Consider the following 20,559-nt stretch of genomic DNA (forward strand, 5'->3'; position numbering starts at 1 on the left):
ATGACCATCAAACTGTCTATTTTCAATATGAAGGGAGGGGTCGGCAAATCAACCACAACTTACAATTTGGCGGTTGGCTTAGCTCGATTCCATAAGCAACGGGTTTTATTGATTGATATTGATCCTCAAGGGAATGCGTCGGCTTCCCTCGGTGTTGAGATTTGGGAATTGGATCAGCAGCTTAAGGATGTGCTCCAGCGTAATGCGACTATTCCTGATGTGGCGATCGCCATTGAAGAAAATTTAGATGTGCTTCCCTCGAATATTCTCATGGCAGAAGAGGAAATTCCGATCTCTGGGTTGCCGGGTCGTGAGTTGCTCCTGCGGAAGGCGATCGCCCAAATTGAGGATGATTATGATTATGTATTGATTGATTGCCCGCCGAATATTGGGGTCTTCTCGATTAATGCACTGATGGCGAGTGATGGTGTGATTATTCCAGTGGATATGAGTTATCTAGGATTGTTGGGGATTAGTGCCATCGAGAGAGCCTTAGAATTGATTCGTTCTGCCTTGGATCATCCTATTCAAGTGACCGGAGTCTTGGCGACTCGTTTTGATGCTCGCAATAACCTCAGCAAAGAAGTTTTGGCTTCTCTTTCAGAACATTTTGGTGATGCAGTCTTTAAAACGTTAATTCCAGAGACGGTCAAACTGCGGGAAGCGCCCAGCCACTCCCAATCAATTTTTGATTACGACCCCACAGGAAAAGGGGCGATCGCCTATAAGAATTTTACCAAGGAGGTTAAGCAATGGCATTAGGTAAAAAGGGTTCTGCCCTCGGTAAAAATCCCCTCTCTCCCAGTACCTCTTCCCAAAGCATTTTTACCAAGACAACTGAGGATACTTCAGAGGTAAAACCAACTCTCCGCAAGGCTTCTAGCAAATCAAGAATCAAGAATCAAGAATCAAGATTCTTGGAAAGTGAGGAAAAGGAGAAAGTTAATTTACGCCTGCCGATTGAGGTAAATGATTGGCTCGACGATTTGGTGAAACAGGGTAAACGCCTCCATGGCAGCAAGATTCCCAAGGAAATTTGGGTACAGGCAGCATTGGAATTGTTTAAGGCGATGCCCTTAGACTGGCAGGATATTGATTCTCCTAAGACTTTACAAGCTCAACTCAAGACTCTTGAATCAAGATTAAAGAATCAAGATTCTTGAAAGTTTTAGGTGGAGATAGGGTTGGCGATCACCAATTTCCTAGACCAACTTGAGAAAAAGCAGGGTTACTTCGGATAACGAAAGCATCAGTTCTCTGAATATTCCAATAACCCACTCTAGGTGGATGGCGATCTTTCTAGACATGGCTCTGACTCTATCGGTACTCGTCTAGTCGCACTAATTGCAACATTTAAAATTCCATATCTATCGGATCGCTGAGGGCTGAATGGAAGGCTTCGATGACCTCTAGTTCGCAAAATGCGGCAAAAGAACGGTATATGGTTCCCTCAAATTCAGCATACTTATCACGACATTGTTGACGTAAATCGTCTAATGCTGTTTGTTGATTGCAGGTTAAAGGGGCAATCTCTGTTAGGCATTTTTCGCTGGCAAGATTAACAAACATAACGTCGGCAGTGGAGCCAAAGGCACATTGCCGGGCGATGTTAATGCCTTGTTCACAGGTATCAGCTTGTTCAATTGAGGTGACAATACTTCCAAAGTTGAAGTCTACAGGACAGTTTGCCAGAGCAGGTGAAACCCAAAGTAGTGTCAGGGCCCTAAAGGCTGTGAGATGATAATGCATCATTAGAGATCTTCGATACTTTTTAAGTTTGGATCGCCCGCAAGGTAGCCAATGCCCCGATGGAGATGAAGACGCAATTGATTGGCGATCGCCTCCTTATTGGTAGGGAGGTTCTGTTCGATGCACCATTGAGTGAGGGCAAGTAAAAGGATATCGGCAATGTCGCCACCGAAAGTATGCCAAGTCATTTCCACATTACTATCGGTCGGAATGGGCACATCGGCAGGAGGATGATCTTCAGCGAGGGAACGGCATAATGCCCAGCGGCAGAGGATATTCCACTGATCAATCTTGGTAACGCGCTTGAGTTTGATCAGTTGGTCTTTGGCGGTTTGGGAGAGTTGGATGCGTTGTACTGGGGGTTCCATAGGTTTACCAAAAATAGCCGGATTGTACGGAGGTTTGTCGGGTTTTAATGTCGTAGTTGAGGAGATATTCAGAGGCGATCGCTCCTGCTGTTTCCAGTTGTTGGGCAGCAGCCTCGTCAATTTCAGTATCGGTGGATAGTAGCAGCACTTGGTGACTGGCGGTGGGGAAATAACGCTCTAAGAGATTTTTACGGTGGGAAGAATCTAAGCGGCCAAGAGGAGTATCGATGGCAACGGGGAGATTTCGGCCGGATACACGGGCGAGCCCCCAGAGAAAAGCAGTGGCGAGGAGTTGCTTTTCGCCAGCAGAGAGGCGATTTTTGGATAAGGGTTTGCCTTGGGTGTCATAGAGGTTGAGGGCAAAGGTTTCAAGATCAATGGTGATGCGCCCCACAAAGTTGGCTTTACGGATAAGGTAACGAAAGCATTCAGTCACGGCGGATTCAAGGCGGTCTATTTTGCGGATTTTGAGTTGTTGCCGGAAGGTTTGAAGCGTGTGTTGGACGCGGTCAATGGCTTGGATAATATGTTCGTCATTTTGCCGCTCAAAGATTTTTTGGCCATACTGACTGAGTTTTTGTTTGGTGGCTTCAACAATGGTGGTGTGTTGAGCAAGGTGTTGCTCGGTGGCATGGTATTCGGTTTGCAGTTGAATAACGGTTTGATTAGCCTCTTGAACCTGTTGAGCGAGTTGGTCAAATTCTTCGGGTGGGGCAGCGGCAGCCAGTTGGCGATCGCAGCCATCAATCTCAATTAGAGTTGTTTCGATGCGGTCTTTCAGGTGTTTGGCACGGTGGATTTGGTCAGGGAGAAGCGTGTCACAAACAATATTCAGGTGACATAAAGTTTCGGGGTCAATACCGAGTTTAGGGGAGTGGTTTGCCGCTTTTTTGTTGAGGGTAGTGAGTTCTTGGTTCAGAAATGTTTGGAGTTGTTCCAGTTGGGGTTTCGGAAAATGTTGGGCCTGGGCAAAATCGAGGAGTTTGGTATTGCGATCGCCGAGGATTTGACTCGTAATCTGAGCCTGTTGGTGCTCAATTTCGGTTTGGGCTTGGGTCTGGGTGCGCTGTAAAAGGGGCTGAATGAGGTTTAAGGGTAACGCTTGGGCGGCAAGGTTTCGCAGGCTAGCGCGATCGTTGTCAAGTTGCTGTTCGAGTTGACGCTTTTGGGTTTCGAGTTGAGCGCGTTCGGCGGTAATCTCCCCTCCCCGTAATTTGAAGATGGATAAATATTCATCGGCACGGCTTTTGGCTCGATCTAATTTATTTTGGAGCTGACTCAGTTGTGCTTTGATTTGTTTGCGCTGGTCGTCTTGCTCAACAAATTGCTGTTCGAGGGCTTCAAAGTCTTGTAATTCCTGTTGATTGGCCAGTTTTTTGGCTTTGCGATCCTTGAGGATTTTTAAATCCACTGACAGGCGATCACTTAGTTCCAAACCCAGCAGAGATTGAATGGCGTTGACGACTTCGACCGGTGGCGTCTCTTGTTCAGCGAGTTCTTTGATTTGTTCGCCGTCAAACAGAAAAAGATTTGAGATACCGAGGGGCAGTAACTCTTCGATGCGTTCATCCCAGAGCTTCGCAAGGGCGGGATCCGGTAAAGAAATAGGTTCGCCATCAACAATATTGCGAATAAAGACTTCGAGGGTTTCTTTGGGTTTAGCAACGTTCTGCCAACTGCGACGGATGTGGTATTCGGTCGGTGCGCCGGTAATGGAATGACGAAAAATGAGTTCGACGGCAGTGCGATCGCCCTCTTGACTGGCACGGTTAATAGATTGCTTCAGAAAATCACCGTAAGCCATGGAGCCACGGGTAGAGCATTGGGCCCGCTGTCCGTAGAGTACCAAGCGCAGGGCATCCATTAGGGTCGTTTTGCCGCCGCCATTCATACCACCAATGAGGATAATCGGGCTGGTTTCAGTGGGAGATAGATCCAGGGTTTGTCTACCGCTATAGGGGCCAAAGTTTTCAAGGATCAGGGTTTTGAAAATCATAAAATGTGGAGTTTAAGGGCGATCGCCATCCAGTTCGGCGTGGTTAAAGGGTTGAAGAATGTCGCTGGAGAAAAAAAGATCTTCAATGGTGGCAGTTTTCAAAGGTCTACCACCTTTTTTGCCATTGGCACGGGCAGCTTGTCGTTTTGCCGGTGATTTAGCCTGACCGCCGCGACGACCAATTTCTTGCATCCACGCTTGGGTACCAAAAATCCCGGTCATCAGTCCAACGATACTAAAATCCACATCGAGGCTTTCCCAGTGAATACTCCGTCCTGAGGCATCGAGCCAACAGTCATTGAGTTGTTCGGGGGTTGCCTGTTGTAATCCTTGGGCAAGGTGGGGCGGAAAACTAAAGATCGCGCCGTTGGTTAGCTCAATCACTAACAGTTGGCGATCGCCGTCGTAATAGGCATTTTTTGCACAGGGTTCGGTTGTTGCAGCTTGTTGGGCGGCGGTTTTGGCTTGGGCAATTTCAGCGGCGAGGGCTTCCTCTGAAAAGTCTTTTTGCCAATTATGCTCGGTGGATGTCATGCCATTTCTCCAATAGATATTTTTGGTTTTGGACATTAGTGTTAAAAACCGAACTGCTTGGGTTTTTTTATTGTAGGCGATCGCCTTGCCGTAGCACTACATAATCAGCTTTTTGTTATTTCCCTCACGTAGTTCGAACCTAGTTCTAGCTCTTCCGAGGTCCAAACTTAGCGGCAGCCCAACTGTTGGTTTGGGGTTTGACCTGGGTAAGATCGAGTTGAGCTGGGTCGTCTTCCTGCAAAATTCGTTTAAATTCTTCGGGGTCGTTGAGGGCGCGTTTGGCTTGGTAGCGCCGTTGGGCCTGGGCGATCGCCTCTGCTTCGGTGCGGGAACTGCTATCAAAACATTTTTCGAGGGCATCATAAATGCCAATGCGTTTACTCATGGTGCGGTACTGCCGTTCGGTATCGAGGAGGCTGGCCATTAGCTCAAGGTGCATCGGGTCGTCTTGGCAAAGCTCAGTTAATACATCCCATTCTTCGGAACCGAGGAGACTACTGTCACCCGCAGGAAAAGGAAACGGTTCGCCGGTACATTCTTGGTAGATGCGAGGAAGACTGTCGTCGAATTCGTGCTTTTCTTCGAGCCAGATTTGGCGGATAGCATGGAGTTCTTCGAGGGCAATCAGGGTAATGTCGCGCATGGGTTTGGGGGCATTTCGGCGGAGTTCGGTCTGGGTGCTTAAAACTCGTCTGAGCCAATGTTCGCGCCATTGTTTGGTATAGGGGCCGGGGATCGGGGCGGGTTTGGTAGTGCCGTCATCTTGTCTACGTTCAAAAATCTGGACGCCACCCCAGATTCTGCGGAAGTCACGACGGTCTTTGTCATCTTTGACATCGAGTTCGTTGCGAATTTCTAATAGGGGTTCCATCCAGGCTTTATCGTCATCATTGACAATCATCGCTTTCATGGATTTGTCTTGATCCACCATGGTGCAAACCCAGCAGCCAAAGCGGGAGTCGCCACAACTGGGGGTACTGGTATCAATGACGAGGGGGCATTCGTTATCGGCGGTTGCGCCTTGGTAGAGGGTAAAGAGTTCTTTGTTGTCGTGGCCCCAGGGATTCGGAAATTGATTGAGGTAGATCCAAACTTCATCGTTTGTCCAGTCTTCGATGGGGCTATAGATCAAGGAGTTGGGCAAGCTAGCATTGGGCGATCGCGGACACGTTTTTGGGCGTGTTTTTCCATCGTGGCGGCACGGCGGACGCTCTCAACTTTGCGGGTTTACATAAAAAATAAATCTTTAACCAATGGTAGTGTTACCATCTGTTATAGTCGGAATGCTGACCTAAAAATCTTACTTTTCTCAACGCAAGAGTATGCCTGGCAGAAACTTTAAATACCTTTTTGGACGCTTAAATATTATTGCTGCTTATAATGAAGACAAAGCAGACTTTTTATGGCGTGGTTTAAGTGCAGGAATAACGCATCGAGTCAGAGATCATGAATGGGGATTTTTTGAAGTCAGTGAATTACAAGAGCGGCAATTCATAACTGGTTTTCTTGCCAAGTATCAACCGACGGACAGCGAAGAATATATAGATCCCGAAACGCAAGAGATTGAAGAGAGAAATGTCACTAACAGAATTGAAGCGAAGTCTCGCTTTTTTCTTCATGTTAAGACAGGAATTCTTGCTTATCAAAAAAATAGTCAGATTGAAATTAAAACGTTTAGAGATAAGTTTAGAGAAGTAATGAAAGCTTGCTATAGCAACTTCTTTATTGATGTAGACATCCAACAAATCAATGAGGAGAAGACGTTTTTTGAAGCCATCAAAAAATTTTCGTCAATTAAAAAGATACGAGTTAAACTTCATCCATCTAATCCTAACAGTAGAGATATTTGGGAAGATGTAGACAATGACTTACAAAGACGAAGGATTAGAGAACGGACTGAAATTACTGTTTTTGATGGTGAAGAGGGTCAACCTGTCAATATCGATGATGATGCTGAATTAAATGCACGATTGCACATGGCAAGCGATGGATATGGAGTCGCAACTATCGATGGGGTTAGGGGAGGACAGACAGAACGTGTTAGAACAGGTGATAATCCTGTGGAAGCAGAAGTTGAAAATAGTGTAGAAAACACTTCTAGTGAGCCGACTCCTATTTTAGATCAACTCATTTCTACATTTAGAAGTTTATTTAACAGAATGCAAAATCCAGAGTGATTTTTGGAGTCATGAATAACTTTTTTGGAAGAATTTTAGAAAAAACAAAAAAACAACTGATCAGAAACTTAGATTTGTTGTCTGGTTTTGCTGCTTTATTGTTAGTGATTACTTTTTGTCCCAACTCTATTTCTAATGACCTTGCGAAAGAAATGTACGGGATAGGTGTAACCATTCAATCAATTATTTTCTCTGTTTATTTTGCTGCACTAGCCATTATGATTTCATCAGGAGATGATAAATTCATCTCATTCCTAGAGGAAAGAGGAAGATATACAAGACTCATTCAAAATTTCCGTATCACCTTGGCAATTCTTCTTTCTGCGTTAGTATATTCATTGGTCATGTATACAGTTACTGCCATTTTTCTCAGTGTTAATAAGTTGCAACAATCTGAATGGTTTCTCGGTTTCTTTGCATTTTTATCGGTGTATAGCTTAATCGCAATATTTTTTGCATCTGATGATGTGATCAACTATGCACTTTATCGGTCTGAATTCTTGGAAGGAGAAGTAGAAGAGGGAAATAATGAGCAAGATGTATAGCAAGATGTATAAGGTCAAAGCTCTATTAATACTGGGTAATATAAATTTCTAGAAGACTAATTACTTTATAAAAATATTGATATAATGCCATTTTAAAGCATTACCTCGTGGATTGTGAAAACTCTGACTTGGTAAAGAAATTTTTTCGCCTTCAAAATCTTTGAGTGCCCGATTATTAGGTGTGATTTCATCTAAGTTTTTATTGACAATAATTCGGTAATTCTCATCAATTCCAAACCAGCCCCGATCAAAAGCCCAGTGATGATTTTTGCAGAGCGATAAACCATTATCAAAGCGATCATCCCGAAACTCAGAGAAAGGTTTAATATGTGCCCCATCAACAATCGTTTGACCCTTTTGATCGATGACTCGTATCCCACATAAACAACATTGATAGTTGTAGTTCGCGATGACATTCCGCCGGAAAGCAGCATCCCGCACAATCACCACATTTTCATCCTTCACCTCATCATCATCAACTGTGTAAACCCTGCCACCCAACTCCCGCAACCTATCCTGAAACTCCTTAAACGCATCCTTTTGAAATAACTTTTGGATTTGTTCCTGTTTATTCGGGAACCACTCATCCAGTAACGTCATAATCAAAATTGAGCGATCGCCCATCCTTTGCAGCAATGCGAAAAGCTCAGGATCTAGGTAAGCATAATCAATCAGAGCCGTCAGCGTATTCACACTTTTCGGCTTAAAACCCTTGATCGCCGTTTCTAACCCAGCCTTCACCTTGAGGTGCCAGAACTTACTACTTTTTAGATAGAAAAATGGCAAGTGCATACTATTGCGGTGGTTTTCCCCTGCCAGATAACTCCAATATTTCGAGAAAGTCGTGATTAAACTGGCATTAGGGTAGATGCGATTAACCGTGATGTGTTTCTGTTCAATTTGCTCAATTACTGATAACAACATGATTGGCTGATGGGGAGCAGTCCCCCTCGAACGATCAACCCGTAGCTTCTTAAATTGTTGTTGATAATAGGCTACATCCTTAATCATGTCTCGCACACTTCAGACTAAGACCATTTTACCCAGTCGCAAGGATAGATAACGAAAAAATTGGCGATGAATTGGCGGAGAGGGTGGCGGCATATCTGGAGCGATATTGCAGAGCCATCGAGATTATTGCAGCGTGGGGTTTGCGTGGCTCAAAGAAGAAAACAGTTATTACTTCACTTTTACGATGGCTACCCCTACATCGTCGATAATCCCAACAGCGGCGATCGCTCAAGTAGGACTATAAGGAAGAAGGCGATCGCCACAGCCGACATCCTCATACACCTGCAAAAATTTCCGAGATCGGTGATTATCTTTACCCTTGTAAATAGCGATTGCCACACCATATTTTTCTAATTTCTCTAGGGTTAATTTTTCAGAATAAAGATATTCAAGGCTTGACTTTATATTTCCAGATATTCGTTTAATTTAGGCCGCAAGAAAATTTTCAGAAAAGTTCGCCGGGAAAAACACAGCCGGAGAAACATGGAAAAATGCAGCCAATTCTTGAATATGACGAGTTGTCAGCTGTCGCTTGCCGTTTAATACCGCAGAAACAATCGATTCTGTTTTGAAAATTGACACGAGATCTTTTTGCTTCAATTCACGTTCTTCCATTAAAACACGCAGAAGCTCTACACCATGAATATCAGGAATAAGATCTTCTTGTTGCTGTTCGTAGTCGTAGATCAAAGTACCTAAAACTTCTAAATAGTCTGCTTCGTCAGCAGTTAATAGCTCTTTATCCAGCAGATTGTTGACAACGGCTTGAGTTTTTTCAAAGTCTGTTGCAGAGTGAATGGGGCGGGGAGGAAAAGACTGAATTAATTCTAAGTATGTATGGGTCATAGAAATAATTTTATACTAAATAAGGTAATTTTGTTTTTGACAAAGATTAATACGAAGAACTAAGTGCCTTAAAAGGAAAGCAAGATGATTTTAAGATTTTGTCTAAATTAGCTATTCCTTAATCTTTTAGGAAATTAGATTTATGATTTAAACCATGAATCCTTTTTCCAATTACCTTTGCTATAGTCTGCATGGGTTAACACAGCTCTAATATAAACTCGGCCAATATTACTCTCGTTTGTAGGAAAGACAATTTTGGTGATGAGCCTATAATTATTTCCACTAATGTTAAATACAGTTAGTTGCCCAACTAGATCTGCATGGGGAAAGGTTTGACGAACATCATCTAAATGTTTCCACTTGCTATGGCTGGCAATTTTGTACCAAGCCGTTAAGCTCGCTTTGGCATTTGGATGCTTTTCCCAGAATTGCTTCAGGGCAGTTTTCGAGATGATGTGCATAGGCAACATTATCCAAGGTGGGGTTGACAGCCATCATCTGCTTTCCTTGGTTGTGGTTTATTGCCACGTCTAAATCTTAGCGTTTTGCGAAGTTTTTGGCAATGGTAATTATAGAGTTAAGTATTTATCGATTTTTTCGAGGAATTTTCGGTGTTGGCGATCGCCTAATCAATTATCCTTTTCCTTCTGTCGTTGCCGTTGTCGAGAGCGAATCCGAGACTTCACAATTTTCCGTTGATAGGGGTCAGCATCCTGCCGCCATTGCAACCGAGAACCCTTAAACTCAACACCCGTTTCCCGTAATACCTTCTGCCAACCTGACCAAAGCTGAATCTCTGACCAATTTTCCAGTAAACCCCAATCCTCTTCCTGTTGAGATAGCTTGGCAAACTTGTCGTAGAGCAGATAATCCTGACCCACTAAACGATCCTTGCGTTGCACCACCGGAGCAAAATCCGGATCATATTCCTTGTAACGTACCTTCAGATCCTGCAAACCAATCTGCATCGCCATCTGCCAACGCGGATGAGGATCATCATCAAAATCAGCACAAGAAATATAAGCAATTTTTGGCTCATGGAGATAAAATCGCACCAAACTCACATTTTCTAACCGTCCCACCGTTCGACTGGCACAGCCTTCATAGAGCCGGAGTAACGGGTCAAGCTGTTCTAGGGCACTGATATGCACCAACAATGCCTTAGTTGAGCAAATGCCGATTTTACTCTCCTGGGCAATATCCGCTAGGTTTTGCAAATCTCCCAAACTAAACAGCATCATGTCTGAAAGTAGACAGGCTTGCTTATACGTCCCAAACAAAACCTTGATATCGGTCTGTAGAGTGGGGTCTAAATGACTAAACTTTGGCCGCTTGGCAAATTTCGAGAGAGCTAGATAAATCTGAATATCAGACTTGCGCTGTTCGGCAATTCGCTGCCATTCTTCTGCATCCGTCGCCTGTTCAATCACCTTAAAGGCACGGATTAGGGTTCTAAACTCTGCACAGATAGCTGTTTCTTCTGGCAGTTCTCCTTTTTTGGGTAAGCGCCCCCGTTCGGTGATGAAGGTCATCAGGGGCTGTAGGAGTGATTGATAATCCTCAAACCGTTTAACGGAAAGACGAATCCTAGGAGTTGTTGCCCGTGATCGAAAGCGCGAAGCCCGAAAGGTTTCTGCCTGGGCTTCATCCCGAAAGACAAAGTAAACTCCCAATGCCACCGGAACCGCATCAACCCCCAACACTTGATCAATGTAAAGTTTCAGCTCTTCTTGATCGTAGTATTTCTGAAACGTATTGCGACTGGTAATTACCCCATCGCCATAGGCCACCTGACCATAGCCGCCATCGGCAATTAGTACCTGGGCGGAAACCACTAGAATTCTCTGGGCTAATGCCCAGGCTTTAACCAATGCCTCCCGCCGTTCTGCGGGATTTTCAATCACATTGATCACATAGCCGAGATTGACGACATCTGCTGGACTTTTCTCGTTATCAGGCTTGTAAAAGGGATCCCATCCCTGTACTTGAAATCCTTTCTCGGCAATAAATTTCAGGTCTTCTCCATGGCCACAGCCATAGTCAAAGAAGGTCATGCCCTCGGTGAGGAGGTTTACTTCAAAGAGCGATCGCACGGGGCGGGACATCTGCCGCCGGATAATCGCCGCTTTGTGACGGTCAATCTTGGGGGATTGGCGTTCAGGATCCTTAATCTCAATCAGTCGATGGTCTTCGATGCGTACCCGAAAGTGTTGAAGCTTTTTCTCCCACTGCTGCTGATAACCAATATTACGGGAGTCAGCCAGTAAACCTAGTTTTTCCTCTGCTTGGGTCAATTGGGTAAAGGTTGCGTAGTGAGGATAGGTGGGATGGACAAAGGTTTCTTTACGATGCAAAATTGGCGGATTATCGCCATAGTGCCGCACCTGATAGCTACCTACTCCCAAGTTGACCTGAATACTTTGTTTGAGGGCTGGATGGGGGTCTATATCAAAATCGGGGTAGTCCAGATAGGAAACTTTCGGTTCGCTGGTATTGAACTTGACTAGAGAAAAGGAAAACTCGCTTTTGGGAAGTAATTCACGGGCGATCGCCTCGTAGTCTTGTAACTCAAGAGGTAAATACTTGAGGGCAGAAATGTGGAGATAGAGGGCTGTAGGTAATTTTTTCCCGAAGGGTAGCTGCTGCAACCGGGATTGAACCGTGGCGAAGTGAAAAGTCTCGCGAATCATGGTGCGCAAAATTGGATTACAGCATACTCATCATAGACGGTAAGCTTAATTTACCAGTAGTTCACGATACCAGATCCTCTGAAAAGCCTATGGAGCAATGATCCCCAACGATAGAATTAATTTAAGAGTAGACAAAAAATGACCTAAGCTTACGATAATTTTGAGATGTTTCCGGTGAAACCTTTATGTAGAAGTAGTTTCAGCGATTTCAGTAAGCTTACGATAATCCGGCTTAAAGCACGCTTCACCGCCTAAAATTCTACATGCGATTATTCACTTAAACAATGCTTTTTTCTCATTGGAGGTGACGAATAGGCGCATCGCAAAGCGGATTTCTTCGAGATCGCCTATCACCATCATTTTTGTAAACCAAAATTCAGGCCACTCCACTGCTCTACTTCATAGACAGTAGTTTTACCCAGGCGAAAGTCAGTGCCGGATGGAGTATCCTGGGGAAAGAGATAGGCTTCAGTCTTGCCGTTGTATTGGATGATGCGCCAGAAGTAATCAGGGATATCGTTCGGTTCGTCGGCATTGATCAGTTGTAGGGGTTGGTTGTCGTAGGCGGTTCCCACAATCACATAAACCTCACCGTATTGCTTGACGAGATCTCGTTCATATTCTTCGAGTTCTTTCCAAGCGCCCCGGTTCAGGCTGGCTTTCTGGGGGGTAATGTTGCTGAGGTAGTTCACCTGTTGCCAGTTCTTGCCTCGAAATGATGCCAAGGGTGCTAGGTGGCCCCGGTCATAGTTGCCCCATTTGTAGGCTCCGCGAAAATCTTCGGGTTCGAGGGTTTCATTACGGTGAATCTTGGGATCAGCCTCCCATTCCCGGTCTTGGTCAGAGCTGCCTGTGATGGTGCCTCGGTCTAAACGAAAAGCAACCCAATCAGCAAATTTAGTATTGTCGTTGGAACTGAGGCAGTAGATATCCCTCACCACTAGGTCATTAGTGGCTGGTGTTCCAGTAGGTAAGCCGTTGGGGAGATGGATGGGGCAAGGGTTATTGCTGGCAATCGCCGATTGGGGGGGAGCTGCAACCTGGGAGTCTGTCGGTTGGGATTGAGTTGGAGCAGAGTTTTGCGCCTCATTGAGTTCCGTGGGGGGTTTGTAATTTTGTGCGCCAAAAAAGACTAGGCTGATGCCAATCAATAAAGGGATAGCTCGGATGGGATGCTTGATGATTGATTTGGCTAAGGCGATCACCCACTTGATGTCTCTCATGGATGCTGCAATATTGACTCTCTCCATTATCTAGGGAGACTGCCAAAAAAAAGGGGGCGAAGCCCCCAAGCAACTAGCGAGAAACAGGAACCGAAACAACCCAGACCGGGCCAGAGATGGAACAGACCCCAGGACGTACCCAAACCGGAACCCCGACCAACCGGGAGCAGCGGAAAGCAAAACGGGCCGCCGCCCCAGGGGAAGCGAACTCAGCCCAGACCACGGAGCCAGAAAACGCCCGAGACGAAGCCCGCACCGACCAACCGACACAGCCGCAGGACAGAGCAAGGCCAGAAACACGGCGGAACGGAACCAGAACGACCGACAGAAAAAGAACGACGAATCACGACAAAAACCTCAGACGAAAAGAACAACAAAGGGGGACAAGCCCCCAGAACGACGGCTCGACTGAGCTCGCCGAAGTCAACTAGACCAGAACCCCAGCACGACGGAGCCGACCGACCCGAGCCGACAACGCCCCACCAGAGAGCGGACGACCAGACCGGGAAAGCAACAAGCAGCAAGACGAGGGAACCACCGCCGCCCGCACTGCCAGGGAACAGGCAGGGCCGGAAACAACCACGGGCACCGAACGAGAAACAGCCGGGGCCGAGCCAGCAGAACCGGAACGACCAAAGGCAACGAGAAACAAAACAGAAACGAGAAACCAACAGAACAAAAACACGGGCAAAACCCCCAAAAAACAACAACGCGGCCACACCGCAAGGGGGTTTTCTGCCCCGCTCAGTAACCTGTGGCAATTCAGTAACGACCAGCGGAAAGCCCGAAGTGCGCGAGAAATATGCACCCTGGCCGCGCGGAAAGTAACCTTGCCAAATCAGGAATAACGGTGCCTCTGGAAGTCGCGCACGGGGCCAGACCGAAATCAACTATCAGCGCCGCAGCTCGGTATAGGCTTTGTAGCGGGTATTTAGCGGGGAAAATAAAAAACCTGTGTGGCCTCAATAACCTGTGGCGAGGCAGTGAACCTTTCGGGAATATTCAAGTTCGCCAGCATAAAGCCCCCTTGGGGGCACGTGCCCTTCGCGGCGTAGAGCGATGCGTTTATAAACCGCGCATAGCGCACGATATTTCAAGAACTAGGGGAAAGAATAAAAATCCTTGGGCTGTTGGATACCCAAGGAAGTCTGTCAGTGTTTTTGTTCTACTGTTCATCTTTGCAAATATTGTTAATCTTTGCGGTTAGGTTCTCTTTTTCAGTGGTTAGCTGGGCCAAACGATTTTGAAAATTAAGGTATTCTGCAGGGCTACCCTGGCCCCGCTGGAAGTAAATTTTGAAAAGGGCTAAACGTTGTTCTTCGGCCATTAATTCTGCTTCTAGGTCGGCCAGTTGATCAAGGTCGGTTTGGATTTGTTCGGCGATCGCCTTTTTCCTCATCTCAGTTCTGATATCAGCTTCGAGGAGATTGAGGCGACTAGCATCAGCTTGGGCTTCGGTGCTGCGGATTTGGATTTCGGCTCGTTGGCGATCGCCGCCCCCAAGGAGATTTTGAATGATGCCAATAGGATTAGGGTTTAACCAGGTTGTCCAGCGGCGATCGCGTTGGTAGTCAACAGAAGCTTCAAGATTCTCTAAACGAGATGCTTCTACATTTTTAGCTTGGGCAATAAGTGCTAAATCGGGGTCATTCTCGATCTGGCATTGGGTCAGGGTCGCCAAGTCGTAGGGTAATTTCAGCGTTGATTGTGCCTTCGCTCTGCTCCAGCCACCTGATGCGGCGTACAGTGCCAGGGTAAGGGCTACGGACGGTAGAAACTTGGGCAAGGCGACTTTCCACATCGGCGAGTTTGGTATTGAGGTCACTGAGTTGGTAGGCACGGCTGCGCTGTTGGTTCTCGAACTCCTGGAGTTGTTGCTGGTAAGCTAGGGCGTTGGCATTGGCGCGTTCGATACGTTCGGCGATCGCCAGGGAGGAGAGATATTCCTGGTGTTGCCGCTGGGCCTGGGCATCCTTGAGGTTAGCGATCGCTTTGCTGAGTTCTAATTCAGCGGTCTGTTGGTCAATTTTCAGGGTTTCGAGTTTGGCTTTCTCGTGGGTGACAAGCAAAGGCTCATTGAGTTGGGAGATTTCTTCAATGAGGGATTTTTGATCGGCGATCGCCAATTTGGCTAATTCTAATTTGGTAGTGGCTTGGGCGATATTAGCTTTGTGGGTTTCGTAACTCACCGGAGGCAGTTCCGGGGTCATGGGAACAGCACGGGGGGGCAAAGGTGGTGTGACTTTAAGGGTTTCGAGGCGGGCGATCGCCAATTCTAATCTTTGTTTTTCCACCAAAAGGCGATCTCGATCCTGGGTGCGATCGGCAATGACCTGGTTAATTCCTACGGTATCTCCTTCTTTCACCTTGAGGTCATCAAGTTCAGTGAGTTTGACTTTGAAGGTATAGCGACTAGGACTATTGCTGACTTCTTCTATGGGTTCAATTTCTTGTTCTTCCTGTTGGGCGATGGAACCGAGGGGCAATAAAAAGGCACCGAAACTCATAAAAATCACCATCACCGAAAACAGGTAGCGGACGGGTTCACTGGGCTTTAGTTTTTGTGCGGCAAAATTCAGCATCATTTTCTGGTGTAAGACAAAAAATCCCAAAAAAACGACCTAACCCCCTCTGCCTATTAGTATCTCCCCTCTGAGGAGAATGTTTAGGGCATAATTCTCTCTTATGCCAATTTGCGGTGAAATTCAAGGGAAATTCACGATTCTCTAAGGGTGCGTTGGTTTGGTGTAAGACAAAAAATACCCCCTCTGCCTATCGGCATCTCCCCAGAGGGGAGAACACCCCTTCTAGCTCCCCTCAAGGGGAGAACTGGAGAATGTGGGTGCTGGGGCGAATACCTTAAAGTCGAGCTGCCCGATCGCCCATTGGTCTTGAAGAATTGAGAGCACTTGATTCAAGTCAGCATAGGTGAGATTGACCCTAGTGCCATAAACCTGAACCTCTGGGGGTAAGGAACTGGGTAACTCATCGGGGAAATCAATGGTGACACTGCCGGAAACCAGGATAAGGCTATCGGGATAACGCTGGGCGATCGCCTCCAAGGTTTCCCCTAACGGCTCATCATTAAAACCCTGGGTAAAGGTTTCGGTCGTTTGCTCATTACGAATATCTAGGCGCACAAGGGTGGGAATAATATCGCCATTCTCAGCTACCTTATAAACGCCCTGGCCATCGGTGACGAGATAACCATTATCCTCGGCCACGATGAAAAATGTTTGATTGACGGGTTTACGGTCAGTGGCCCAAACCCCTTCCACATGGAGCCAAGTCGCATACTGGGCGGCGTTGGCATTGTAAGCTTTGATGCTGTGGTCTCGAAGATTTAAGGTGCGGCTAGCAACATCGCGGAAACCACCATTATTCAAAAGATTGAGGTTCAGGAACAGAATCAAGACGGCGATTCCCAGCACCCAATATTCAGCCTTGCCGCCAGTCTTCATGCGCCGCTTGGGATTCATTCCGCAGACACACCACGCTTGCAAGGGATAAAACAATTGCACGCCCTGCTTGGTAAAGGTATCGGAGAAGATGGCGAGAAAGTGACCCAGGGGTAAGGCGATCGCCCAGGGAGTAGGGATACCGAGGAGATACCAGAGTGCTCCGGCGATCGCACTGAGGACGGCATTAAACAAAAGGCAGTGGGTGACGGTGCGGTGGGGGTAACGGTCTTCGAGCCAGTGGGAAACAGGAAAAAAGACCTGACCCACGAGGCTATGGGAGCTGTCGAGGTCAGGAATTTGTGAGCCAATAATTGCCAAGCCTAGCACCACTGGGTCAGCGGTTTGCAACAGTAGGGTGGTGCCACAAACGCCAATAATGGCATGGGTCACACTCATCATGGTTCATTCCTCCCGTTTGGTGTAAGACAAAAAATACCCCCTCTGCCTATCGGCATCTCCCCAGAGAGGAGAAGTTTATTGACCATATTTGCGCCTCGCGCCTCTGATTTTGCCAATCTGCCGGAGCATGACGCCCAGCACCAGGGCGATTCCACCAATGACATACAAACCGCGATCGCCAGTGCCCAAACCAATAAACCGGACGATGGAGAAGGCCATCAAAGCAGAGATGATGATTGGGCTAATGTCAAGGTATAGACTGTGCTCCGGCTCTGGATTTAAGCCCAGCTTCTCATTCCGCACTGCTTTACGGGCTAACAAGGGATTCCGGCCAGCAACAGTTAACAGTTTGGCGATCTGGTGGTCAGTGAGGGATAAGTCATTTTTTTCAGCTTCCTCCAGAATCACACCTCGAATGGCATCAATGGAGGGCCGCTCTAATTCCACCTCCAGCATTTGAAGGTAGATGTCGCGCTTAATCACCGCCACGGCGATCGCCACGACAATTACCTTACCCATGCGCATGAGGGTTTCTAGCCAATAACGGATAGATGCAGGTAGCCGCTTTGCTTCCGGGATAATCAACAGGCTACCCTTCTCAATTTCCTGGGCTAACTTCTCCTTAATTTCATCCGCCGTCAACTGGCGATCGCCAATCACCTCTCCCTCTTTGTTGTACTTGGGTTCCGTGGTGTCCACCCGAAATTGTTTCGCTAGTTCCATGAGGAATGTTTTTGTGCTGCCTTGGTAGGCGACAATCGCCCAGGGTTCAATGTCTACCGCAGCGGCGATCGCCTCTGGTAGCCCCTCGAATAAACCCGCTTCCCCCAGAACCAAACAATGGTGGCCCTCCTGAATGATGGAAATGATTTGGCTTAGGTTTTCTGGATTGACCCGCTGCGATATTTGGTAAGGATCTGGCTGGCGATCGCGGCGGGATTGGCTAAAGGGTCACGGATCGCCCTCCGGGTCTGCTCAATCTTGCGGCGTAAATCTTCCGGTAGATCATCCTCCGTCATCTGCTCAACGAGGTGGGCCATCACCAATTCTGGCTGGAGAATTTGCTTCGCTTTCTTGGCCTGGGCAATGCGAATGAGAGCATCAAGATCGGACTCATCGGAAAGGTCGAGGTTGTCCATGGAGGTGGTCGGAAATTCAGAGATTATCCCCTCTTCATAGAGCACCGGAAACTCATCACCGGAATCTGTTGAAAGTTCTCCACCCTGGGCGACCGGACTATCAGTAATAGCCTCATCAGAAGTGACCGGAATATCATCATGCTGATGGTCTGGAATAGCACCGGAATTTGGAGGAGGTGGAGGAATTACATCAGATTTTTCCGGTTGAGATTCCAGTGAATTTACAGGAGGAGAATCTTCTTTTTCCGGTGGCATTGGGGCTATAGATTCCGGTTGGGATTCTGATAAATCCTTAGTAGTTTCCGGCGTAGATTCCGACGGTGCGTTTAGAGATTCCTTGTAGGCCAATAACGTTTCCAGTTCCGCCTGGGTAATGGTTGTCCGGCCATCACGACGTTCCGGTTTGATTCCGGTGGCCTTGAGGTAGGCATAATATTGGGACTTTCCGATGCCGAGTTTCCGCTGGGCTTGATTCCGGTCGTACATGAAAATTTTTTTATTTTCTATAGATCCATAATATGGCTGCATTTTCCGGTGGACTTTCCGGTCAGAATTCCGGTAAACATTCCGGTGCTGATTCCGGCCATATTTAAGCATAACCGGAAACTAAAGCGTTGATCCCCTCCTAGCGAGACCGGAAGCTTAATAGTGACTGGAAAAATAATTATCGGCGGAATATTTGCTTTCCAGCGTGACCAATGGCGAAAGAAGGTTAGTTGAGAATGTTGGCGATCACCCCATTGATATTTGAAGGAGATGGATGAAATCAGGGGCTATTCACAAGGGAGGAAAAAACTGGATGATAACCAAGATAAGCCAGCTATCAGCATCCAGTAATTTCTCCTTACAAAAACTCTCACTCAAAATATTCCTTGGTGATGTCATAACCGGGCTGATTTCCTTGCTCAAGTAGTGCCCCGGCTTCTGGAATTGATTGGGAAACAGCATTGATCAGCTTCTCCACAAGACCCCGAACCACGAGGCCACTTTCACCATGGATCCAGTGTTGTGCCGTCTGGAGATAGGCAATGAGCACGAATATCTCAAAGGCACTTAGGGAAAGGAGGATTTTGGAGTCGTGCTTGATTAAGGATTGAAGAATGTCGTTGTTGTTCATCTGTCTAAACTAATTATTTTTTGTCTTACACCAAATCCAGAACCGGACGGACTTTGGCAATTGAGGCCGGAATTTTTGTCTTACACCAGATTATTCAAGCCTGCCTGTCTCAATAAAGTTCAAGATACGAACCACATTTTGATTCGCTTGGATCAATTGATGTACCGCTGTGACTTGGGGAAACTTGATGCGTTTCGACCTCGTTACCCATCGTTGCTGCTTCTCCTGCCACTCTCTCCATTGATAAAACCAGCGATAGTGATGGGGATAATCGAGGGCAATATCTTTGGGTACCCGTTCCCCTTGGATGATGGGATAGGTTTTGCCACGGCGGGCTTCAGTGAACGGGACTAGACAACCAGAGGCTTTTCCACTACTGCCTCGTGGTCTACCGCGCCTTTTGTTGGTGGTGCCAGTCAACGAAGTGGAGGGCGATCGCCGCTTGGGCTGGGGTGACAGTTTTTCCGGCAAGTCTGCGGACATCGTTACGTCCTTTGAGGCCACTGGGAACGAGGTAGGCAGTTGGGTGAAGCGTTGTCCGGTGATTGAGCTGAAGAGATGCCACGGAAAACCCATGTACATCGCCATCGCCTCTGGGCTGAATTGATAGCCAGGGGGAATAACGTCTAATTGCTTCAGCCTTTGTTCTAACTTCGTCTGTCCAGCGTTGTGGGTCGTGCCCTGTCCTGTGGTCAAGGTAGGCAATAATAAACGTTCTTTCCCGTCGGTGGGATGCGCCGAGTTCACTAGCGGCGATTGTAAAACCCGTTGTTTGATAGCCAGCCATTCGGCATCCCCCAAGGATTGCTCGTAAACCTCTAGTGGCAATACCCACAGGTTGCTCCCAGATGAAATATTGGGGTCGGACTTGGCACATAATGCGTAATCCTTCGCGCCATAACTGTGATTCGGGGTGATGGAGTCCGGTTTTGCTGCCTGCGTGGGACGTTCCGGTGCAGGGGAAGCCGCAGGTAATGAGGTCGAATTCTTGTTGTTGGGGGTAGTAGGTGCGGATGTCTTTGTGAATGGTGACTTTGGGGAAGAATTCCGAGTAAACGGCGATCGCCTGTTCGTCGATGTCGCAGTAGTCCGTGGTTTTGATGCTTTCGGAATAATATTTGGCGATCGCATGGGAGAAGCCCCCAATGCCGCCGAAGAGTTCGCAGTGTCTGAGCATTGTTGTAGATCGTTCAGATAGTCGAGCAATGGTGTCCCAGGTTCTGGTGGGAGGGATTTTAGCCACTGCTCAAATCTTTCTTCACCCATGTCTATGCACCCTGAAAAAAAGGGAACCTCCGTCAAGA

23 protein-coding genes and 1 pseudogene are annotated in these 20,559 nt (G+C 47.1%); 5 read left to right on the top strand and 19 right to left on the bottom strand.

Going from position 1 to position 20,559, the window contains the following annotated elements; genetic code table 11:
- Positions 1-762, top strand: a complete 762-nt coding sequence (locus tag AWQ24_RS14930) for a ParA family protein (protein WP_065717467.1) — start codon at positions 1-3, stop codon at positions 760-762.
- Complete coding sequence (locus AWQ24_RS14935; protein ID WP_065717468.1) at positions 753-1,163, top strand: hypothetical protein; 411 nt, start codon at positions 753-755, stop codon at positions 1,161-1,163. Before AWQ24_RS14930 ends, AWQ24_RS14935 begins: the two co-directional genes overlap by 10 nt.
- A 190-nt stretch (positions 1,164-1,353) precedes the next feature.
- Here AWQ24_RS14935 and AWQ24_RS14940 read toward each other — a convergent pair whose 3' ends face one another.
- The 5 genes and pseudogenes from AWQ24_RS14940 to dndC form a co-directional block, all read right to left on the bottom strand.
- Positions 1,354-1,752 (bottom strand): hypothetical protein, encoded by a 399-nt coding sequence (locus tag AWQ24_RS14940; protein WP_157096895.1) that lies wholly within the window; start codon positions 1,750-1,752, stop codon positions 1,354-1,356.
- Complete coding sequence (dndE, locus tag AWQ24_RS14945; protein WP_065717470.1) at positions 1,752-2,117, bottom strand: DNA sulfur modification protein DndE; 366 nt, start codon at positions 2,115-2,117, stop codon at positions 1,752-1,754. Before dndE ends, AWQ24_RS14940 begins: the two co-directional genes overlap by 1 nt.
- Positions 2,118-2,121: 4 nt before the next feature.
- Positions 2,122-4,113, bottom strand: coding sequence for a DNA sulfur modification protein DndD (gene dndD / locus AWQ24_RS14950; RefSeq protein ID WP_065717471.1), 1,992 nt, complete (start codon positions 4,111-4,113; stop codon positions 2,122-2,124).
- 12 nt (positions 4,114-4,125) lie between these two features.
- A complete protein-coding gene (locus AWQ24_RS14955; protein ID WP_083993585.1) occupies positions 4,126-4,647 on the bottom strand; it encodes a DUF2442 domain-containing protein in 522 nt (173 codons plus the stop codon).
- Positions 4,648-4,792: 145 nt separating this feature from the next.
- A pseudogene (gene dndC, locus AWQ24_RS14960) lies at positions 4,793-5,874 on the bottom strand (DNA phosphorothioation system sulfurtransferase DndC); the annotation flags it as partial.
- A gap of 95 nt (positions 5,875-5,969) precedes the next feature.
- Here dndC and AWQ24_RS14965 point away from each other — a divergent pair.
- Positions 5,970-6,824: a hypothetical protein gene (locus AWQ24_RS14965; protein WP_065717474.1), complete on the top strand. Its 855-nt coding sequence runs from the start codon at positions 5,970-5,972 to the stop codon at positions 6,822-6,824.
- Between the two features lie 11 nt (positions 6,825-6,835).
- Positions 6,836-7,369: a hypothetical protein gene (locus AWQ24_RS14970; RefSeq protein WP_157096896.1), complete on the top strand. Its 534-nt coding sequence runs from the start codon at positions 6,836-6,838 to the stop codon at positions 7,367-7,369.
- A 60-nt stretch (positions 7,370-7,429) separates the two neighbouring features.
- Here AWQ24_RS14970 and AWQ24_RS14975 read toward each other — a convergent pair whose 3' ends face one another.
- From AWQ24_RS14975 to AWQ24_RS14995, 5 genes are all read right to left on the bottom strand, one after another.
- Positions 7,430-8,380 (bottom strand): HNH endonuclease, encoded by a 951-nt coding sequence (locus AWQ24_RS14975; RefSeq protein ID WP_065717476.1) that lies wholly within the window; start codon positions 8,378-8,380, stop codon positions 7,430-7,432.
- 426 nt (positions 8,381-8,806) lie between these two features.
- A complete protein-coding gene (locus AWQ24_RS14980) occupies positions 8,807-9,226 on the bottom strand; it encodes a type II toxin-antitoxin system HigA family antitoxin (RefSeq protein ID WP_065717477.1) in 420 nt (139 codons plus the stop codon).
- Positions 9,227-9,366: 140 nt separating this feature from the next.
- Complete coding sequence (locus AWQ24_RS14985; RefSeq protein ID WP_065717498.1) at positions 9,367-9,687, bottom strand: type II toxin-antitoxin system HigB family toxin; 321 nt, start codon at positions 9,685-9,687, stop codon at positions 9,367-9,369.
- Between the two features lie 168 nt (positions 9,688-9,855).
- Positions 9,856-11,916 (bottom strand): DNA phosphorothioation-associated putative methyltransferase, encoded by a 2,061-nt coding sequence (locus tag AWQ24_RS14990; RefSeq protein WP_065717478.1) that lies wholly within the window; start codon positions 11,914-11,916, stop codon positions 9,856-9,858.
- Between the two features lie 356 nt (positions 11,917-12,272).
- On the bottom strand, positions 12,273-13,139 hold the full coding sequence (locus AWQ24_RS14995; RefSeq protein ID WP_065717479.1) for a DNA/RNA non-specific endonuclease: 867 nt from the start codon (positions 13,137-13,139) through the stop codon (positions 12,273-12,275).
- 116 nt (positions 13,140-13,255) lie between these two features.
- Here AWQ24_RS14995 and AWQ24_RS15000 point away from each other — a divergent pair, with 116 nt between their 5' ends.
- Positions 13,256-13,570, top strand: coding sequence for a hypothetical protein (locus AWQ24_RS15000; protein WP_065717480.1), 315 nt, complete (start codon positions 13,256-13,258; stop codon positions 13,568-13,570).
- On the opposite strand, the gene AWQ24_RS15005 is transcribed toward AWQ24_RS15000, so the two are convergent.
- The 9 genes from AWQ24_RS15005 to AWQ24_RS15045 all read right to left on the bottom strand — a co-directional run bounded on the left by AWQ24_RS15005 (position 13,567) and on the right by AWQ24_RS15045 (position 20,432).
- Complete coding sequence (locus AWQ24_RS15005) at positions 13,567-13,824, bottom strand: hypothetical protein (protein ID WP_157096897.1); 258 nt, start codon at positions 13,822-13,824, stop codon at positions 13,567-13,569. The genes AWQ24_RS15000 and AWQ24_RS15005 overlap by 4 nt on opposite strands.
- Before the next feature lie 480 nt (positions 13,825-14,304).
- Complete coding sequence (locus AWQ24_RS15010; RefSeq protein ID WP_065717482.1) at positions 14,305-14,820, bottom strand: hypothetical protein; 516 nt, start codon at positions 14,818-14,820, stop codon at positions 14,305-14,307.
- A complete protein-coding gene (locus AWQ24_RS15015; protein WP_083993588.1) occupies positions 14,786-15,724 on the bottom strand; it encodes a phage tail tape measure protein in 939 nt (312 codons plus the stop codon). Before AWQ24_RS15015 ends, AWQ24_RS15010 begins: the two co-directional genes overlap by 35 nt.
- Before the next feature lie 222 nt (positions 15,725-15,946).
- Positions 15,947-16,999, bottom strand: a complete 1,053-nt coding sequence (locus AWQ24_RS15020; protein ID WP_065717484.1) for a metal-dependent hydrolase — start codon at positions 16,997-16,999, stop codon at positions 15,947-15,949.
- Between the two features lie 75 nt (positions 17,000-17,074).
- Entirely contained in the window at positions 17,075-17,836 is a 762-nt protein-coding gene (locus AWQ24_RS15025) for a hypothetical protein (protein WP_232318917.1), read from the bottom strand.
- 38 nt (positions 17,837-17,874) lie between these two features.
- A complete protein-coding gene (locus tag AWQ24_RS15030; protein ID WP_065717486.1) occupies positions 17,875-18,624 on the bottom strand; it encodes a hypothetical protein in 750 nt (249 codons plus the stop codon).
- 370 nt (positions 18,625-18,994) lie between these two features.
- Positions 18,995-19,255 (bottom strand): hypothetical protein, encoded by a 261-nt coding sequence (locus AWQ24_RS15035; protein WP_065717487.1) that lies wholly within the window; start codon positions 19,253-19,255, stop codon positions 18,995-18,997.
- A gap of 90 nt (positions 19,256-19,345) precedes the next feature.
- Positions 19,346-19,738, bottom strand: a complete 393-nt coding sequence (locus tag AWQ24_RS16320; protein ID WP_157096898.1) for a hypothetical protein — start codon at positions 19,736-19,738, stop codon at positions 19,346-19,348.
- On the bottom strand, positions 19,644-20,432 hold the full coding sequence (locus tag AWQ24_RS15045; RefSeq protein ID WP_065717489.1) for a DNA cytosine methyltransferase: 789 nt from the start codon (positions 20,430-20,432) through the stop codon (positions 19,644-19,646). Before AWQ24_RS15045 ends, AWQ24_RS16320 begins: the two co-directional genes overlap by 95 nt.
- Between the last annotated feature and the right edge of the window lie 127 nt (positions 20,433-20,559).

The organism is Picosynechococcus sp. PCC 8807, assembly GCF_001693295.1.
In the GTDB taxonomy this organism is placed as follows: Bacteria; Cyanobacteriota; Cyanobacteriia; order Cyanobacteriales; family MRBY01; genus MRBY01.

Bases quoted from the DNA above. Each gene is read 5' to 3' on its own strand.
- AWQ24_RS14930 (WP_065717467.1), top strand. From the start codon at position 1: ATGACCATCAAACTGTCTATTTTCAATATGAAGGGAGGGGTCGGCAAA.
- AWQ24_RS14935 (WP_065717468.1), top strand. From the start codon at position 753: ATGGCATTAGGTAAAAAGGGTTCTGCCCTCGGTAAAAATCCCCTCTCT.
- AWQ24_RS14940 (WP_157096895.1), bottom strand. From the start codon at position 1,752: ATGATGCATTATCATCTCACAGCCTTTAGGGCCCTGACACTACTTTGG.
- dndE (WP_065717470.1), bottom strand. From the start codon at position 2,117: ATGGAACCCCCAGTACAACGCATCCAACTCTCCCAAACCGCCAAAGAC.
- dndD (WP_065717471.1), bottom strand. From the start codon at position 4,113: ATGATTTTCAAAACCCTGATCCTTGAAAACTTTGGCCCCTATAGCGGT.
- AWQ24_RS14955 (WP_083993585.1), bottom strand. From the start codon at position 4,647: ATGACATCCACCGAGCATAATTGGCAAAAAGACTTTTCAGAGGAAGCC.
- AWQ24_RS14965 (WP_065717474.1), top strand. From the start codon at position 5,970: ATGCCTGGCAGAAACTTTAAATACCTTTTTGGACGCTTAAATATTATT.
- AWQ24_RS14970 (WP_157096896.1), top strand. From the start codon at position 6,836: ATGAATAACTTTTTTGGAAGAATTTTAGAAAAAACAAAAAAACAACTG.
- AWQ24_RS14975 (WP_065717476.1), bottom strand. From the start codon at position 8,380: ATGATTAAGGATGTAGCCTATTATCAACAACAATTTAAGAAGCTACGG.
- AWQ24_RS14980 (WP_065717477.1), bottom strand. From the start codon at position 9,226: ATGACCCATACATACTTAGAATTAATTCAGTCTTTTCCTCCCCGCCCC.
- AWQ24_RS14985 (WP_065717498.1), bottom strand. From the start codon at position 9,687: ATGCACATCATCTCGAAAACTGCCCTGAAGCAATTCTGGGAAAAGCAT.
- AWQ24_RS14990 (WP_065717478.1), bottom strand. From the start codon at position 11,916: ATGATTCGCGAGACTTTTCACTTCGCCACGGTTCAATCCCGGTTGCAG.
- AWQ24_RS14995 (WP_065717479.1), bottom strand. From the start codon at position 13,139: ATGAGAGACATCAAGTGGGTGATCGCCTTAGCCAAATCAATCATCAAG.
- AWQ24_RS15000 (WP_065717480.1), top strand. From the start codon at position 13,256: ATGGAACAGACCCCAGGACGTACCCAAACCGGAACCCCGACCAACCGG.
- AWQ24_RS15015 (WP_083993588.1), bottom strand. From the start codon at position 15,724: ATGATGCTGAATTTTGCCGCACAAAAACTAAAGCCCAGTGAACCCGTC.
- AWQ24_RS15020 (WP_065717484.1), bottom strand. From the start codon at position 16,999: ATGATGAGTGTGACCCATGCCATTATTGGCGTTTGTGGCACCACCCTA.
- AWQ24_RS15030 (WP_065717486.1), bottom strand. From the start codon at position 18,624: ATGTACGACCGGAATCAAGCCCAGCGGAAACTCGGCATCGGAAAGTCC.
- AWQ24_RS15035 (WP_065717487.1), bottom strand. From the start codon at position 19,255: ATGAACAACAACGACATTCTTCAATCCTTAATCAAGCACGACTCCAAA.
- AWQ24_RS16320 (WP_157096898.1), bottom strand. From the start codon at position 19,738: ATGTCCGCAGACTTGCCGGAAAAACTGTCACCCCAGCCCAAGCGGCGA.
- AWQ24_RS15045 (WP_065717489.1), bottom strand. From the start codon at position 20,432: ATGCTCAGACACTGCGAACTCTTCGGCGGCATTGGGGGCTTCTCCCAT.